Here is a 15404-nt window from a genome sequence, read left to right as displayed (position 1 = left end):
ACGGTCGTCCCCCTCCGCTCGGCCTGGAGGGCGGCCGCGGCGGTGCGCCCGGCCCGGCGGCCTAGTGGAACTGCTCCTCCTCGGTGGAGCCGGTCAGGGCGGTGGTGGAGGAGGCGGGGTTGACGGCGGTGGAGACCAGGTCGAAGTAGCCGGTGCCGACCTCGCGCTGGTGCTTGACGGCGGTGAAGCCGTGCGCCTGGGCGGCGAACTCCCGCTCCTGGAGATCGACATAGGCGGTCATGCCGTGCTCGGCGTAGCCGCGCGCCAGGTCGAACATGCCGTGGTTGAGGGAGTGGAAGCCGGCCAGAGTGATGAACTGGAAGCGGTAGCCCATCGCGCCCAGTTCGCGCTGGAACTTGGCGATCTGGTCGTCGTCCAGGGCCGCCTTCCAGTTGAAGGAGGGCGAGCAGTTGTAGGCGAGCATCTGGTCCGGGTACTGGGCGTGGATGGCCTCGGCGAACTCGCGGGCCTGCGCCAGGTCCGGGGTGCCGGTCTCGACCCAGATCAGGTCGGCGTACGGGGCGTAGGCCAGGCCACGGGCGATGACGGGAGCCATGCCGTTGCGGACGCGGTAGAAGCCCTCGGCCGTGCGCTCGCCGGTGACGAACTCGGCGTCGCGCTCGTCGACGTCGGTGGTCAGCAGGTTGGCGGCCAGCGCGTCGGTGCGGGCAATGATGACCGTGGGCACATCGGCGATGTCGGCGGCGAGGCGGGCCGCGTTCAGGGTGCGGATGTGCTGCGAGGTGGGCACCAGGACCTTGCCGCCGAGGTGGCCGCACTTCTTCTCGGAGGCGAGCTGGTCCTCGTAGTGGATGCCGGCCGCACCGGCCGCGATCATCGCCTTGGTCAGTTCGAAGGCGTTGAGCGGCCCGCCGAAACCGGCCTCCGCGTCCGCGACGATCGGCGCCAGCCAGTCCGTGGTGTCCCCGGCGTTCTCGGCGGTGGCGATCTGGTCGGCGCGCAGCAGCGCGTTGTTGATCCGACGCACCACCTGGGGAACGGAGTTGGCCGGGTAGAGGCTCTGGTCGGGGTAGGTGTGGCCGGCTTGGTTGGCGTCGGCGGCGACCTGCCAGCCGGACAGGTAGATGGCCTGCAGGCCGGCCTTGACCTGCTGGACGGCCTGGCCACCGGTCAGCGCGCCGAGCGCGTGGATGTAGTCCTGATCGTGCAGCTGCCGCCACAGCCGCTCGGCGCCGCGCCGGGCCAGGGTGTGTTCTTCGCGAACGCTGCCCGAGAGCCGGACCACGTCCTCGGCGCTGTAGGTGCGCTCGACGCCCTGCCACCGGGGATCGGTGGCCCAGCGCCGCGCGAGTTTCTCGGCCGCCTGCGTCCTTGCTTCTGCCATGGCTGTCACCGTCTCCTTGGTTGTGCGGTCTGCCAATGTCCGGATCTTGCGATCCGCAATGGCACTGTGTGCCGTGCTGAGGTTGCGACCCGCCGCCCCGTTGGGGGCGGAGGTGAGCAACGCTGCCGGTCACGGCCTCGCCGGGGCCGGGATCTCCGACGTCAGGGCGTGAATCGCGTCCCGATTCCGGGCGGGGCCGCCGGGGTCCGGCGGGCCGCACTGAGACTCTGGCATTGGCACTGAGTGCCATCAAGCTTGGACGGATGTCAATTTCTGCGAATCTTCGACCCGTCGTTTGCCAACTTTGCGAAGGGTTTGGAGCGTGCAGGGTCGCGTACGCTGACTGGGATTCGGACCACGGAGGACGGCCGTTGAGCAAGATCTATGCGGGTGCGCGGTTGCGCCGACTGCGCGAGGAACGCGGCATGAACCAGGCCGAGCTGGCGCGGGTTCTCGCCATCTCGCCCAGCTATCTGAACCAGATGGAGCACGACTCCCGCCCGCTCACCGTCCCCGTCCTGCTCCGGCTGACGGAAGCCTTCGGCGTCGACCCCGGCTTCTTTTCCGAGCGCGACGCGAGCCGGCTCGTGGCGGACCTCCGCGAAGCGCTGGCCGGAGAACTGGCCGACGCCCGGATCTCCGCCTCCGACCTCACGGAACTCGCCTCGCGCATGCCCGCCGTCGCCCAGGTCCTGCTCGACCTCGGCCGCCGCAACCACCTGCTCGCCGAACGCCTCACCGACGCCACCGACGGCCGTGGGACCGACGGACGCGGGGCCGATCAGGAGGCACCCCGCTCACCCCACGAGGAGATCCGCGACTTCTTCTACCGCCGCCAGAACTACCTCCACGACACCGACCTGGCCGCCGAGCGGCTGGCCGAGGAGATCGGCATCCGGCCAGGCGACGTCGTACGGGTCCTGACGGCCCGCCTCGCCGACGTCCACGGAGTGCGCCTGACCGTGGAGAACAGTGATCACCTGCACCGATACGACGGGCCCAGCCGCGCCCTGTACCTGTCCAACCGCCTGCGCCCCGGCCAGCGCGCCTTCCGGATGGCGACGCAGCTCGCCCTGCTGGAGTACGCGGACGAACTGGACCGGCAGGCCGCCGACGACTTCCCGGCCGACTCGCCCGCCCACACCCTGGCCCGCATCGGCATAGCCAACTACTTCGCCGCCGCGCTGATTCTGCCGTACACCGCCTTCCACGCCGCAGCCGAGGAGGTCCGTTACGACATCGAGCGCCTCACCGACCGCTACGGCCTCGGCTACGAGACCGTCTGCCACCGGCTGAGCACCCTGCAGCGGTCCGGTCTGCGCGGTGTGCCGTTCTCCTTCGTCCGGGTCGACCGCGCCGGCAACATGTCCAAGCGGCAGTCCGCGACCGGCTTCCACTTCTCCAGGGCCGGCGGCACCTGCCCGTTGTGGAACGTCTACGAGGCGTTCGCGACGCCCGGCCGCATCCACGTCCAGGTCGCCGAAATGCCGGACGGGCAGCGGTTTTTGTGGACGGCCCGAGCGGTCACCCGGCACCGTGGCGGCTGGGGCGAGCCGGGCAAAACGTTCGCCATCGGGCTGGGCTGCGAGATCCGTCACGCCCACCGACTCGTCTACTCCGACGGCCTCGACCTCACCAGCCCCTCCGCCGCTACCCCGATCGGCATGGGCTGCCGGGTCTGCGAACGTCTCGACTGCCCCCAGCGCGCCGCGCCGCCGCTCGGTCATGCACTGCGGATCGACCAGAACGCCAGCACGTTTGTGCCGTATCCGGTACTGGACGCCCGGCCCTGAAGCAGAGTGTCCGCGCCAGGTCGATGGAGACGGCAGCCAACGGGCATTCAGTAGGAGGGGCCGTAGGGGCTCCAGTGCCCGAGGAAGGGTTTCAGGTCGTCGGCCCGTGGGGTGGGAATGTCGGGCAGCCGGGGCGGTGTGTTCAGTGGGTCGAGGCGGTCCACGGTGGCGGCTGCCCAGCTGATCCATGCTTCGGCTTCGGTTCTGGTCTGCCCCGGTGGCATGGCCTCGACTCGTGTGCGCGCCGCGCTCACGTACTCGGTCAGTCGGGTGGCGTGGCGCCATGCCGTTTCCTGTGCTTCAAGGTGCCGGACGCGGTACGCCTCCGCGTACTGGATGCGGGCTTGATCCATGGCGGCTTCCCAGCGGATGCGCTTCTGGCGTGCCGCTTCGGCCTCGTCCTGGCGTCTGCGTTCGGCGGCTTCGCCGCGAAGCGTGACCTCCTGCGCGATCTCGGCGAGTTGCTCTTCGAGAGCGCGGTCGGGAGCGTCGGCCCATTCGCTCGCCCGATGTGGCTGGCCGCCGCTGACGATGAAGCGGAGGCGTTCGGACGGGGTGTAGTCGAAGCGGGGGATTCTGACCCAGGAGTGCTTCTTGGCCTCGGCGAGTTCCTTCTCGGTAGCGACGTGATCGGTCCGGTCCTGTTCCTGGAGGACGAGAAACCCCACTGGCTGGTCCTGTGCGGTGATGGTGAAGTGAGGGTTTGCCCTGCGGCGGCGATGAGACGGGGGCGCATAGCCGGTTTGCCCGGCCGAGCAGGTGTGTCCTTCGACCTCGGCGGCGGTGATCAGTGCCTGGATGAGCCGGAGAGCGCGTCCTTGGACGGGCTTGGTCAGGCCCAGCGGCTGGCGTTCGTTCTGCATGGCCCGCACCACGGTGTGCGGCCGCGTGAGCCGCGAGGGCACGGGGACGGGGGCGAGGACGGCAAGGCGCCAGGCGGGGATGTCGACGAGCTTGATCTCGTACCCGTCACGGCACCAGCTTCCGTACAGCTCCTTCGTCTCCGGAATCCTTCCGGACCTGCGTGCGGCGGCGACGCGGGACGGCCACTTCTCCAAGCCGGGACCGCTGCCGCTCTTGACGATCCTGCCGCCGGCCTCCGCGAGCTCCTGTAACAGCTGCTCCGTGAACGTCACGCGATGTTGTGAGGGAGGGCTTGGCTTCGGTCTGGCGGCCGGTGCCTGTGCTTGAGTGGCCGACGGTCGCGGAGCGGCGGCCTGAGCCTTCCGCGTGTGCGAGCTCCGGGGAGGGTACGTGCCGTGTGCCAGGTAGTGCCGGCCGGCGCTCGTGAGGGCGACGCTCCACTGCCCGGCCTTCCGGGAGACCGTCACCAGGCCCCGGTTGTGCAGTGCCTGGCAGGTGGTCTTATAGGAGTTGGTCTCCCACACGCCGGCAGGGCACCCGGCTCCCACCCACTGCAGCACCGAGAGCTGCCGCTCATTGACCCGCCGTTCCAATGGCCCGCCTTCGACTCGAAGTGACGTACGACGGCGGCATGGTGCCAGTTCCGGTGGTAGGCGGCCGGTGCTTCGAGTCAATTCGCTCGAACGAGCGGGCTGACGTGGCTGGAAGCCGGTTGGGCCGAGAACCGTAGGTGGGTGCCTGTCCTACGGCGGATCTGACTCCTGAGATCTCTGACCGAGGTGTCCTGATCACACTGTGTCGACCGCCGGCCAGGGGACAGCGCACTGTTGGTCTCGGGCTGATGGACGTGTCTCGATAGGGGCTTGCCGGAAAGGCGTCATCACGATTCCGACCGTCCGCACGGCCCGCTGCCGACTAGCGATAAGCCATCGGCCTGAAGGGGAACGAGCGTGATCAGCACACCCTCCGCTTCGCGTCCTCGTCGGCGCCGGGCGGCGAGGGAGGTGATCCTGGGAGTGGACACGCACCGGGATGCCCATGTGGCCGCCGTGCTCTCCCTGGTGGGGGAAGTGATCGCCACCAAGGAGTTCCCGGCCACCGCGGCTGGATACCGAGACCTGCTGGGGTGGGCCAGGGCGTCGGGTACGGTGCGGCGGGCCGGAGTGGAAGGTACCGGTTCCTTCGGGGCTGCCCTGTCCCGCTACCTACTGGCCCAGGGCGTGGCCGTTTTCGATGTGAACCGGTTCGACCGGGCCGACCGCCGTCGGCGCGGCAAGTCCGACCCGCCCGACGCCGAGAACGCAGCCCGGGCGGTGCTGAGCGGGCGAGCACGCGCCCAGGCCAAGACGGGCGACGGGCCGGTGGAGATCGCCCGGATGTACAAACTGGCCAAGGACTCGGCGGTCAAGGCCCGCACCCAGGCGATCAACCAGCTCAAGGCCGTCCTCATCCGTGCCGATCCGCAGCTGAGGGAGGAACTGGCCGGGCTGGGCAACGCAGAGCTGTTCCGCACCTGCGCACGGCTCGTGGACGACAGCCTGAACCACGAGGCCGACGAGGGGGCGGTGCTCCACGCTACGCACATGACCCTGTTCCTGCTGGCCCGGCGCATCAGGCAGCTCAGCGAAGAGGTCCAGGACCTGGAAGGCCGGCTGACCTGGCTGGTGGAGCGCCACGCTCCGCAGTTGCTCGAGGTGGTGGGCATCGGTCCGGATACGGCCGTCACTTTGCTGATCACGATCGGGGACAACCCGGAACGCCTGGGCAGTGAGGCGTCGTTCGCGGCGCTGTGCGGGGTCAGCCCGGTCGAGCGTTCCTCGGGCAGCCGGCAGTACCGGCGCCTCAACCGCGGCGGCGACCGGCAAGCGAACGCGGCCCTGCACCGGATCGTGCAGACCCGCCTGCGCGTCGACCCGCGCACCCAGGAGTACTACGAGCGCCGCAGCAAGGAGGGCAAGACCCGGCGCGAGATAGTCCGAAGCCTCAAGCGCTACGCGGCCCGGCAGGTCTTCCACCTGGTCAGACCAGTGCAGTCGTCACCTCCGTTATAGGGGCAGTCGTGAGACGTGAGAGGGTCGGGTGCGTGAGTGAGACACCCCCGAACACCCTGCAATACCGCTTCGACGGGCCAGAAGACGCTCCGGTCCTGATCCTGGGTCCCTCACTGGGTACCACGTGGCACATGTGGGACCGGCAGGTCCCGGAGTTGGCCAAGCAGTGGCGGATCTTCCGGTTCGATCTGCCGGGGCATGGCGGGGCGCCCGCCCATCCGGCCGGTTCCGTGGCCGAGCTGAGCGTCCGGCTGCTGGCCACCCTGGACTCGCTCGGCGTGCAGCGCTTCGGGTACGCGGGCTGTGCGCTGGGCGGTGCGATCGGCATCGAGCTGGCGCTGCGCCACCCCGAGCGGCTGGCCTCGCTCGCGCTGGTCGCGGCCTCGCCCCGGTTCGGCACCGCCGACGAGTTCCGGCAGCGCGGAGTGGTCGTACGCACCAACGGGCTGGACCCGATCGCCCGCACCTCGCCGGACCGCTGGTTCACCGGCGGGTTCTCGGCGGCGCAGCCCGCGATCACCGAGTGGGCCGTGCAGATGGTGCGCACCACGGACCCCGGCTGCTACATCGCCTCCTGCGAGGCCCTGGCCGCGTTCGACGTACGGGCCGAGCTGGGCCGGGTGGCGGCGCCGACGCTGGTCCTGGTCGGCTCCGAGGACCAGATCACCGGCCCGGCCGAGGCCCGCACGCTGGTCGCGGGCATCCCGGACGCCCGGCTCGCGGTCGTGCCCGGCGCCTCCCACCTGGTCCCGGTCGAGCAGCCGGCCGCCGTCACCGATCTGCTGGTGCACCACTTCTCCACCGCCTGGCAGCAGCCGTACGACACCGGTCAGCTCGCCCTGCCGGGGGCCCCGGTCGTGGCGCCGGCGCCGGTGGTGCCGCCGCAGGCCGTGGTGCCGGTGGCGGAGATCGCCCCGCCCGCCGCGGCCCCGGCGCCCGCGGACCGGGCCGACCGGTACGCGACCGGGCTCAAGATCCGGCGGGAGGTGCTCGGCGACGCGCGCGTCGACCAGGAGCTGGCCGCGGCGGACCGCTTCTCCGGGGACTTCCAGGAGTTCGTCACCCGCTACGCCTGGGGCGAGATCTGGGACCGGCCGGGCCTGGACCGCCGGACCCGCAGCTGTGTCACGCTCACCGCGCTGATCGCCGGCGGCCACCTGGACGAGCTCGCCGCCCACACCCGCGCCGCCCTGCGCAACGGCCTCACCCCGGACGAGATCCGCGAGGTCTTCCTGCACGCCTCCCTCTACTGCGGCCTGCCCGCCGCCACCAGCGCCTTCAAGGTGGCCCAGCAGATCATCCAGGAGGAGACGACCCCGGCGGAGTGAGCCCGGCGGTCCGGGGGTGGGGGAGGCCCCCGCGGGAATCCGGTGGCCCGCCCCCACGCGTCCCCCCGCCCCCTCCGGCAGGATGGTGAGGTATGAAGCTCACCAAGAAGTCCCATGCCTGTGTCCGGGTGGAGAAGGACGGGCAGGTGCTCGTCATCGATCCCGGCGGGTTCAGCGAGGAGGACGCGGCCCTCGGGGCGGACGCGATCCTCGTGACGCACGAGCACGCGGACCACTTCGACGAGTTCCGGCTGCGCGCGGCGATGGAGGACAACCCGGCCGCGCGGATCTGGACGCTGCGGTCCGTGGCGGAGCGGATCGCGTCGGCGTTTCCGGGGCGCGTGCACACCGTCGGGCACGGCGACACCTTCACCGCCGCCGGCTTCGACGTACAGGTGCACGGCGAGCTGCACGCCGTGATCCACCCCGACATCCCGCGCATCACCAACGTCGGGTATCTGCTCGACGGCGGGAAGGTCTTCCACCCCGGCGACGCCCTCACCGTCCCGGACGAGCCCGTGGAGACGCTGATGCTCCCGGTCATGGCCCCCTGGAGCAAGATCGCCGAGGTGATCGACTACGTCCGCGAGGTGCGCCCGCAGCGCGCCTACGACATCCACGACGCCCTGCTCACCGACCTCGCCCGGCCGATCTACGACCACCAGATCGGCGCCCTCGGCGGCACCGACCACCAGCGGCTCGCGCCGGGGGCGTCCGCGCGGGTCTGAGGCGGCCGGGACCGGGTTGTCACAGCCGCCAGGTAGGTTGTGGGACATGCGCATCGCGACCTGGAACGTGAACTCGATCACCGCCCGCCTCCCGCGCCTGCTGGCCTGGCTGGAGAGCAGCGGCACCGACGTGCTCTGCCTCCAGGAGGCCAAGGTCGCCGAGGAGCAGTTCCCGGTGGAGCCGCTGCGCGAGCTGGGGTACGAGGCCGCGGTGCACGCCACCGGCCGGTGGAACGGCGTGGCGGTGCTCTCCCGCGTCGGCCTCGCGGACGTGGTCAAGGGACTGCCCGGCGACCCCGGCTTCGAGGGCGTGACCGAGCCCCGCGCCATCTCCGCCACCTGCGGCCCGGTGCGCGTGTGGTCGGTGTACGTGCCCAACGGACGCGAGGTCGGCCACCCGCACTACGCGTACAAGCTCCAGTGGTTCGAGGCGCTGCGCGCCGCCGTCCTCGGCGACGCCCGGGGCAGCCGACCGTTCGCCGTCCTCGGCGACTACAACGTGGCGCCGACCGACGACGACGTCTACGACCGGTCCGCCTTCGAGGGCGCCACCCATGTCACCCCCGCCGAGCGCGCCGCCCTCACCGCCCTGCGCGAGGCCGGCCTGAACGACATCGTGCCGCGCCCTCTCAAGTACGACCACCCGTTCACCTACTGGGACTACCGCCAGCTCTGCTTCCCCAAGAACCGCGGCATGCGCATCGACCTGGTGTACGGCAACGCGCCCTTCGCGGGGGCCGTCAAGGACGCCTACGTGGACCGCGAGGAGCGCAAGGGCAAGGGCGCCTCCGATCACGCGCCCGTGGTGGTCGACCTCGACGTGTGATGCCACGCTGGGTCCATGAACCTTCCGTTCCCGGGCCCCCGGCACAAGAAGCACCCCGCGCTGCCCGCCGACCCCGAGTCGGTGGCCGCGCTGCTGTCCGAGTGCGATCTGCTGCGTGCCCAGGCGCTCGGGGGCGGCGTCCGCCTGGACGACACCCCGGCCTCCCTGGAGGCCCTGGACCAGCTGGTCCCGCGCTGGCGCGACGACGCCGAGACGCTGCCCTGGCTGGGCCATGACGCCGGGCTGTACCTGGGCACCGTCGTGGTGCGCACCGTACCCGGCGCCGCCTGGCGGATCAGCGCCGGCGGCGAGCCCGTCCTGCGCCTCGCCTCCGGCCGCGAGGTGGAGGTGGTGGAGGCCGGCCGCCAGTGGGCCGCGACCGGCGTGCCCGAGCTGTCCCAGCTGTACGCGGAGATCGCCGAGGTCTGAACCCCCCGCGGCTCCCGAACACGCCTTCCCTGACGCGGCTTCCCCGACGCGGCCTTAAATACGGCTATTGCCCGAAAGGTGCGTGTCGCCCCCCGACTCTCCGGCCCGGCTGGATAGTTTGCGGCAACCACCACCCAGCGGAGAGTGGAGTAGGGCTGCGTATGGCCGTCGATCCGTTGATCGAACCGAGGAACGGCGACTGGAAGAAGGCGTACCAGGCAACGCGCACCGGCCGGTTCACCCGGCGCCCCGTCGATCCCCGTCCAGCCCACCCCTTCGCGGCCCACTCCTTACCCGAGCCCGCGGACGCGTCCGGCCTCCGGCCCCGGCGACTGCCCGCGGGCCCTACCACCATGCCGGGAACCCCGGCCCCCGACGTCTCGACTACGATGGTGCGTTCCGCCCCGTGGTGAGGTGATCAAGCCCCGCCGCACCGGGACGGAGACACTGCCGCAAGGGCGGGGTCCCCATGGTCCCCGCGCCGTGAGAGGGGCGGCAGTTCACACGGGCCAGGCTCGTCCGGCGGCAGCCGGAGATCACTGCTCGCACGGGCGAGGAGAAGGTCAGCTGCGCCGGACGAGTTGCGCTCGACGGTCCGTCACCGCCCCGGCGCCCGCGCCTCACGCGGACTAGGCGGGCTCCGGCTCCGGTTCCGCCTCGGGCAGCGGACCGCGCGCCGCCCGTGTCACATCGGCCACCAGCTCCACCACATCGGGCCCGTACGCCCCGGAGTTGAGGACCCTCAGCAGCAGCACGAAGGTGCCGTCGCCGTACCTGCGGGCCAACCGCTCGTGGTGGCGGGCCAGATAGCGGGTCGCGGCCTGGTTGGTGATCGCGCTCTGCCCGCAGAACAGGAACACCGGACGGGCCTGGCCCTCGGCGGTGACCCGCGCGAGCAGCACGTACTCCGAGGCGCCCCGCTCCATCCGGTACCGCTGCGCGCCGATGTGGAACGTGCCCCGCTCGGCGACCGGTTCGGGGTCGGTGGCGATCCGCACCCCCGGCAGCATCGCCGACAGATGCGCGGCCGTACGGCGATTCGAGGCCGGCCCTCCCACACAGAACTCGGTGCGCTCGCCGAAGCCCTGGCGGACCGTGTCCTGGGTGGCCACCTCGGCGTGCGCCCCGCACTCCTTGATGAGCGCGGACAGCTCCAGCAGCGCGAACACGTCGTAGCGGTGCACCGCGGGTTCGGTCGCGGCCGGGTCCCGGTTGACCACCAGCAGCGCCTGCGCGTGCTCCGGAAGCCCGAAGAAGGCCTGCTCGCGCCGGAGTCTGCGGCGCCACAGGAAGGTGCGGGCCAGCCAGCCCAGGGAGGCGGAGATGGCGGTCGCCACCAGCCCCAGGACGATGTTGCGCACGTCGTCGTTCATGGCCGCGCATGGTAGCGGGCCAGGACACCTTGGACGTACCGGTGTTCGAACTGTGGCGGTCGTGTGACGAGCGGCCGAGACGTACTGTCGCTAGTGTGACAATCTGGCTACGCTGCGCTGACTGTTCCGACGGGAGGTACGGATGCGTCGTCCAGGCACGCGGAGACTGGCGGTTCTGACGGTGGTGTCGGCCGCCGTGGTCACGGTGGGGGCCGCGGCGCCGCCCGCCCCGAAGGCGGGCGGGCCGGCCGGGAAGACGCCGGTGGCCGTGGGCTACGGCGGTGCCGTCGCCAGCGTCGACAAGGACGCCACCGCCGCCGGCATCGAGGTCCTCAAGCACGGCGGCAACGCGGTGGACGCCGCCGTCGCCACCGCCGCCGCGCTCGGCGTCACCGAGCCCTACTCGTCCGGCGTCGGCGGGGGCGGCTACTTCGTCTACTACGACGCCCGGACGCGCACGGTCCACACCATCGACGGCCGCGAGACGGCACCGCAGTCCGCCGACTCCCAGCTGTTCGTGGAGAACGGCAAGCCGCTCTCCTTCGACGACGCCGTCAGCAGCGGGCTCAGCGTGGGCACTCCGGGCACCCCGGCCACCTGGCAGACCGCCCTCGACCAGTGGGGCAGCCGGACGCTCGGCAGCGTCCTCAAGCCGGCCGAGCGGCTCGCCCGCGACGGCTTCACCGTGGACGACACCTTCCGCTCGCAGACCGCGGACAACGAGACCCGGTTCCGCTATTTCCCGGACACCGCACGGCTGTTCCTGCCCGGCGGCAAGCTGCCCGTCGTCGGTTCGACCTTCAAGAACCCCGAACTCGCCAAGACCTACGAGGAGTTGGCGAAGAAGGGCATGGGGGCGATCTACCACGGCGACATAGGCGACGACATCGTGAAGACCGTCGAGCACCCGCGCGTGGACCCGGCCTCCGGCTGGAAGGCGCGCCCCGGCAAGCTCGCCGAGAAGGACCTCGCCGTCTACCGCGCCAAGCTCCAGGCGCCCACCAGGACGTCGTACCGCGGCCTGAACGTCTACTCCATCGCCCCGTCCTCCTCGGGCGGCACCACGGTCGGCGAGGCGCTCAACATCCTGGAGAGCTCCGACCTGTCGAAGATGAGCGAGGCGCAGTACCTGCACCACTTCATCGAGGCCAGCCGGATCGCCTTCGCCGACCGCGGCCGCTGGGTCGGCGACCCCGCCTACGAGAAGGTCCCCACCAGGCAGTTGCTCTCGCAGAAGTTCGCCGACTCGCGGGCCTGCCTGATCAAGGACGACGCGGTCCTCACCAGCCCGCTCGCCCCCGGCGACCCCTACCACCCGGAGAACTGCGCCACGGGCGGCAAAGCGGCGCCGACGACCTACGAGGGCCAGAACACCACCCATCTGACGGTGGCCGACAAGTGGGGCAACGTCGTCTCGTACACCCTCACCATCGAGCAGACCGGCGGCAGCGCGATGACCGTGCCCGGCCGGGGCTTCCTGCTCAACAACGAGCTGACGGACTTCTCCTTCACCCCGGCGAGCCCGTCCGTGCCCGACCCGAACCTGCCCGGTCCGGGCAAGCGGCCGCGCTCCTCGATCTCCCCGACGATCGTCCTCGACGGGCACAACCGGCCCGTGGTGGCGCTGGGTTCGCCCGGCGGCGCGACCATCATCACCACCGTGCTCCAGACCCTGACCGAGTTCCTGGACCGGCATCTGCCGCTGGTCGACGCCATCGCCGCGCCCCGCGCCAGCCAGCGCAACGCGGCCCAGACGGAACTCGAACCCGCCCTGTACAACAGCCCGTTGCGGGGGCAGCTGGAGGCCATCGGCCACCACTTCACCCTCAACCCGGAGATCGGCGCCGCGACCGGTGTACAGCGGCTGCCGGACGGCAAGTGGCTGGCCGCGGCCGAGAAGGTACGGCGCGGCGGCGGCTCGGCGATGGTCGTGGACCCGGCGCCGTAGCGAGCGGTACGACGCACCGGGCGCCGGGGACGGCTCGTCCCCGGCGCCCTCGCGTACGGCTCTCACGTCAACGGACCGGCGGGCGGGGTCTTTTGGGCCTCGGGGGCGGCTCCCGGCGTCCCGGCCGTCCGGAAGACCAGCCGCCCGTCCTCGACGTCCACCGTGACGTGGCCGCCCTCGGAGATCGTGCCGTCCAGCAGCAGCCGCGACAGCCGGTTGTCCACCTCGCGCTGGATGGTGCGGCGCAACGGCCGGGCGCCGTACTCCGGTTGGTAGCCGCGCTCGGCGATCCAGTCGACCGCCGCGTCCGTGAACTCCACCCCGACACCCTGCCCGTCCAGCAGCCGCCGGGTGCTCTCCAGCAACAGGTCGGTGATCTGCCGCAGTTGCTCGCTCGTGAGCTGCCGGAAGACCACGATCTCGTCGATGCGATTGAGGAACTCGGGCCGGAAGTGCTCGCGCAGCGGCCGCATGATCTGTTCGCGCCGCGCCTCCTCGTCGGCCTCCGCGCCGCCCGGCCCGAAACCTATGCCGGCGCCGCGCCGGGTGATGGCCTCGGAGCCGAGGTTGCTGGTCATCACGATGACCGTGTTGGTGAAGTCCACCGTGCGGCCCTGGGAGTCGGTGAGCCGGCCGTCGTCCAGCACCTGGAGCAGGATGTTGAAGACGTCCGGATGCGCCTTCTCCACCTCGTCGAGCAGCAGCAGGGAGTACGGGTGCCGGCGCACCACCTCGGTGAGCTGTCCCGCCTCCTCGTGGCCGACGTAGCCGGGCGGGGCGCCGACCAGCCGGGAGACGGTGTGCCGCTCCTGGTACTCGCTCATGTCGAGGCGGACCATCCGGTCCTCGCTGCCGAACAGCGCCTCCGCGAGCGCGCGGGCCAGCTCCGTCTTGCCGACACCGGTCGGGCCGAGGAAGAGGAAGCTGCCGATCGGGCGGGCGGGGCTGGCGAGCCCGGCGCGCGAGCGCAGCACCGCCTCGGCGACCACCGCGACCGCCTCCTCCTGGCCGACGACCCGCTGGTGCAGGTGCTCCTCCAGGCCGAGCAGCCGCTCCTTCTCCTCCTGGGTGAGCCGGCTGACCGGGATGCCGGTCTGCCGCGAGACCACCTCGGCGATGGACTCCGCGGTCACCTCCAGCTGCCCCTCGTCGGCCTGCCCGCCCCCGCTGACCTCGGTGATCCGCCCCTTCAGCTCGGCGATCCGGTCGCGCAGCTGCTTGGCCTGCTCGTAGTCCTCGTCGGCGACCGCCTGGTCCTTGTCCCGGACCAGCTGGTCCACCTCGCGCTCCATCGCCCGCACATCGGTGCCCTTGGTGCGCGCGCCGAGCCGGACGCGGGCGCCCGCCTGGTCGATCAGGTCGATCGCCTTGTCCGGCAGCCGCCGGTCGGTGAGATACCGGTCGGACAGCTCCACGGCGGCGACGAGCGCCTCGTCGGAGTAGCGGACCTGGTGGTGGGCCTCGTAGCGGTCGCGCAGCCCGCGCAGGATCTCGATGGTGTCCGGCACGGTCGGCTCGGGCACCAGGACCGGCTGGAAGCGCCGGGCCAGCGCCGCGTCCTTCTCGATCCGGCGGAACTCCTCCAGGGTGGTCGCGCCCACGATGTGCAGCTCGCCGCGGGCCAGCGCGGGCTTGAGGATGTTGCCCGCGTCCATCGCGCCGCCCTCGCCGCCGGAGCCCGCGCCGACGACGGTGTGCAGCTCGTCGATGAACACGATCAGCCGGTCGGAGTTGGCGCGGATCTCCTCCACGATGTTGTTCAGGCGCTCCTCGAAGTCGCCCCGGTAGCGGGTGCCGGCCACCACCCCGGTCAGATCGAGGGCGACCACCCGCCGCCCGGCCAGCTGGTCCGGCACGTCGCCGTCGGCGATCCGCTGCGCGAGGCCCTCCACGATGGCCGTCTTGCCCACGCCCGCGTCGCCGATCAGCACCGGGTTGTTCTTGCCGCGCCGGGACAGCACCTCGATGGTCTGTTCGATCTCGGTGTCCCGGCCGATCACCGGGTCGACCCGGCCCTCGCGGGCCAGATCGGTCAGATCGCGGCCGTACTTGTCCAGCGTGGGCGTGCCGGTGGCCCGCTGCCGCTCCACACGGACCTGGCCGGTGCTCTCGGGCGGCTCCGGCGGCAGCCCGCTCGCCGGGAAGCGGGCCGCGTGCAGGATGTGGCCCGCGGCCGAGTCCGGGTTCGCGGCCAGCGCGCTGAGCACATGCTCCGGGCCGATGTAGCCCGCGCCGCTGGAGCGGGCCATGTCGTGCGCGTCCAGCAGGGCCCGCTTCACCGCGGGGGTCAGGGACAGCGAGGTCGGCGGCGGCACCTCGCCCGGCGGGTGCTGCACCGGGCCGGCCCGGTCGTCGATCTCCGTGGCGAGCGAGTCCGGATCGGCCCCGGCCCGGCTCAGCAGGCTCCGCGTGGGCTCCGTGGAGACGGCCGCGCGCAGCAGATGCTGGGTGTCCAGGTCCCGGCTGCCGTGCTCGGCCGCGTACTGCGCCGCCCCTTTGACCAGCTCCCGCGCCGGCTGGCTGAGCAGCCGGCCGATGTCGATGTGCCGCGGGCCGGGCGCGCTGCCGCCCCCGGCGGCCCCGCTGAAGAAGCGGGCGAGGAATTCGCCGAAGGGGTCAGGAGGGTAGCCGTTGGTCATGGCGATGCGTTCCTTCGCTGACGGTGGCTCCGCCGGGTAACCGGGGTGGGGCTGCTCATGCCCACGATGGCATGAAGTGT

Annotated in this window: 11 protein-coding genes; 7 read left to right on the top strand and 4 right to left on the bottom strand. The window is 71.6% G+C overall.

The genetic code is table 11. The features are described from left to right. Nucleotides 1-61: 61 nt before the first annotated feature. Nucleotides 62-1345, bottom strand: coding sequence for an isocitrate lyase (aceA, locus tag AC069R_RS25655; RefSeq protein WP_478769168.1), 1284 nt, complete (start codon nucleotides 1343-1345; stop codon nucleotides 62-64). 371 nt (nucleotides 1346-1716) lie between these two features. Here aceA and AC069R_RS25650 point away from each other — a divergent pair, with 371 nt between their 5' ends. Continuing rightward, nucleotides 1717-3138 (top strand): short-chain fatty acyl-CoA regulator family protein, encoded by a 1422-nt coding sequence (locus AC069R_RS25650; RefSeq protein ID WP_478769167.1) that lies wholly within the window; start codon nucleotides 1717-1719, stop codon nucleotides 3136-3138. Nucleotides 3139-3185: 47 nt separating this feature from the next. On the opposite strand, the gene AC069R_RS25645 is transcribed toward AC069R_RS25650, so the two are convergent. Continuing rightward, nucleotides 3186-4274: a hypothetical protein gene (locus tag AC069R_RS25645; RefSeq protein WP_478769166.1), complete on the bottom strand. Its 1089-nt coding sequence runs from the start codon at nucleotides 4272-4274 to the stop codon at nucleotides 3186-3188. A gap of 678 nt (nucleotides 4275-4952) precedes the next feature. Here AC069R_RS25645 and AC069R_RS25640 point away from each other — a divergent pair. The 5 genes from AC069R_RS25640 to AC069R_RS25620 all read left to right on the top strand — a co-directional run bounded on the left by AC069R_RS25640 (nucleotide 4953) and on the right by AC069R_RS25620 (nucleotide 9364). Beyond that, a complete protein-coding gene (locus tag AC069R_RS25640; protein ID WP_478769165.1) occupies nucleotides 4953-6053 on the top strand; it encodes an IS110 family RNA-guided transposase in 1101 nt (366 codons plus the stop codon). 32 nt (nucleotides 6054-6085) lie between these two features. After that, a complete protein-coding gene (gene pcaDC / locus AC069R_RS25635; protein WP_478769164.1) occupies nucleotides 6086-7381 on the top strand; it encodes a bifunctional 3-oxoadipate enol-lactonase/4-carboxymuconolactone decarboxylase PcaDC in 1296 nt (431 codons plus the stop codon). A 92-nt stretch (nucleotides 7382-7473) separates the two neighbouring features. After that, nucleotides 7474-8109: an MBL fold metallo-hydrolase gene (locus AC069R_RS25630; protein WP_478769163.1), complete on the top strand. Its 636-nt coding sequence runs from the start codon at nucleotides 7474-7476 to the stop codon at nucleotides 8107-8109. A gap of 46 nt (nucleotides 8110-8155) precedes the next feature. Continuing rightward, nucleotides 8156-8935 (top strand): exodeoxyribonuclease III, encoded by a 780-nt coding sequence (locus AC069R_RS25625; RefSeq protein WP_478769162.1) that lies wholly within the window; start codon nucleotides 8156-8158, stop codon nucleotides 8933-8935. 15 nt (nucleotides 8936-8950) lie between these two features. Further along, nucleotides 8951-9364 (top strand): DUF6278 family protein, encoded by a 414-nt coding sequence (locus AC069R_RS25620; RefSeq protein ID WP_478769161.1) that lies wholly within the window; start codon nucleotides 8951-8953, stop codon nucleotides 9362-9364. A gap of 629 nt (nucleotides 9365-9993) precedes the next feature. On the opposite strand, the gene AC069R_RS25615 is transcribed toward AC069R_RS25620, so the two are convergent. Then, nucleotides 9994-10737 (bottom strand): hypothetical protein, encoded by a 744-nt coding sequence (locus AC069R_RS25615; protein ID WP_478769160.1) that lies wholly within the window; start codon nucleotides 10735-10737, stop codon nucleotides 9994-9996. 142 nt (nucleotides 10738-10879) lie between these two features. Between AC069R_RS25615 and ggt the strand changes: the two genes are divergently transcribed. Then, nucleotides 10880-12685 (top strand): gamma-glutamyltransferase, encoded by a 1806-nt coding sequence (ggt, locus tag AC069R_RS25610; protein ID WP_478769159.1) that lies wholly within the window; start codon nucleotides 10880-10882, stop codon nucleotides 12683-12685. Between the two features lie 62 nt (nucleotides 12686-12747). On the opposite strand, the gene AC069R_RS25605 is transcribed toward ggt, so the two are convergent. Further along, nucleotides 12748-15324 (bottom strand): ATP-dependent Clp protease ATP-binding subunit, encoded by a 2577-nt coding sequence (locus AC069R_RS25605; RefSeq protein ID WP_478769158.1) that lies wholly within the window; start codon nucleotides 15322-15324, stop codon nucleotides 12748-12750. Nucleotides 15325-15404 lie beyond the last annotated feature (80 nt).

It is taken from the genome of Streptomyces sp. NPDC043952 (assembly GCF_056435325.1).
Note: the sequence above shows the minus strand (reverse complement) of the source record. Positions and strands in the feature narration are given on the sequence as shown.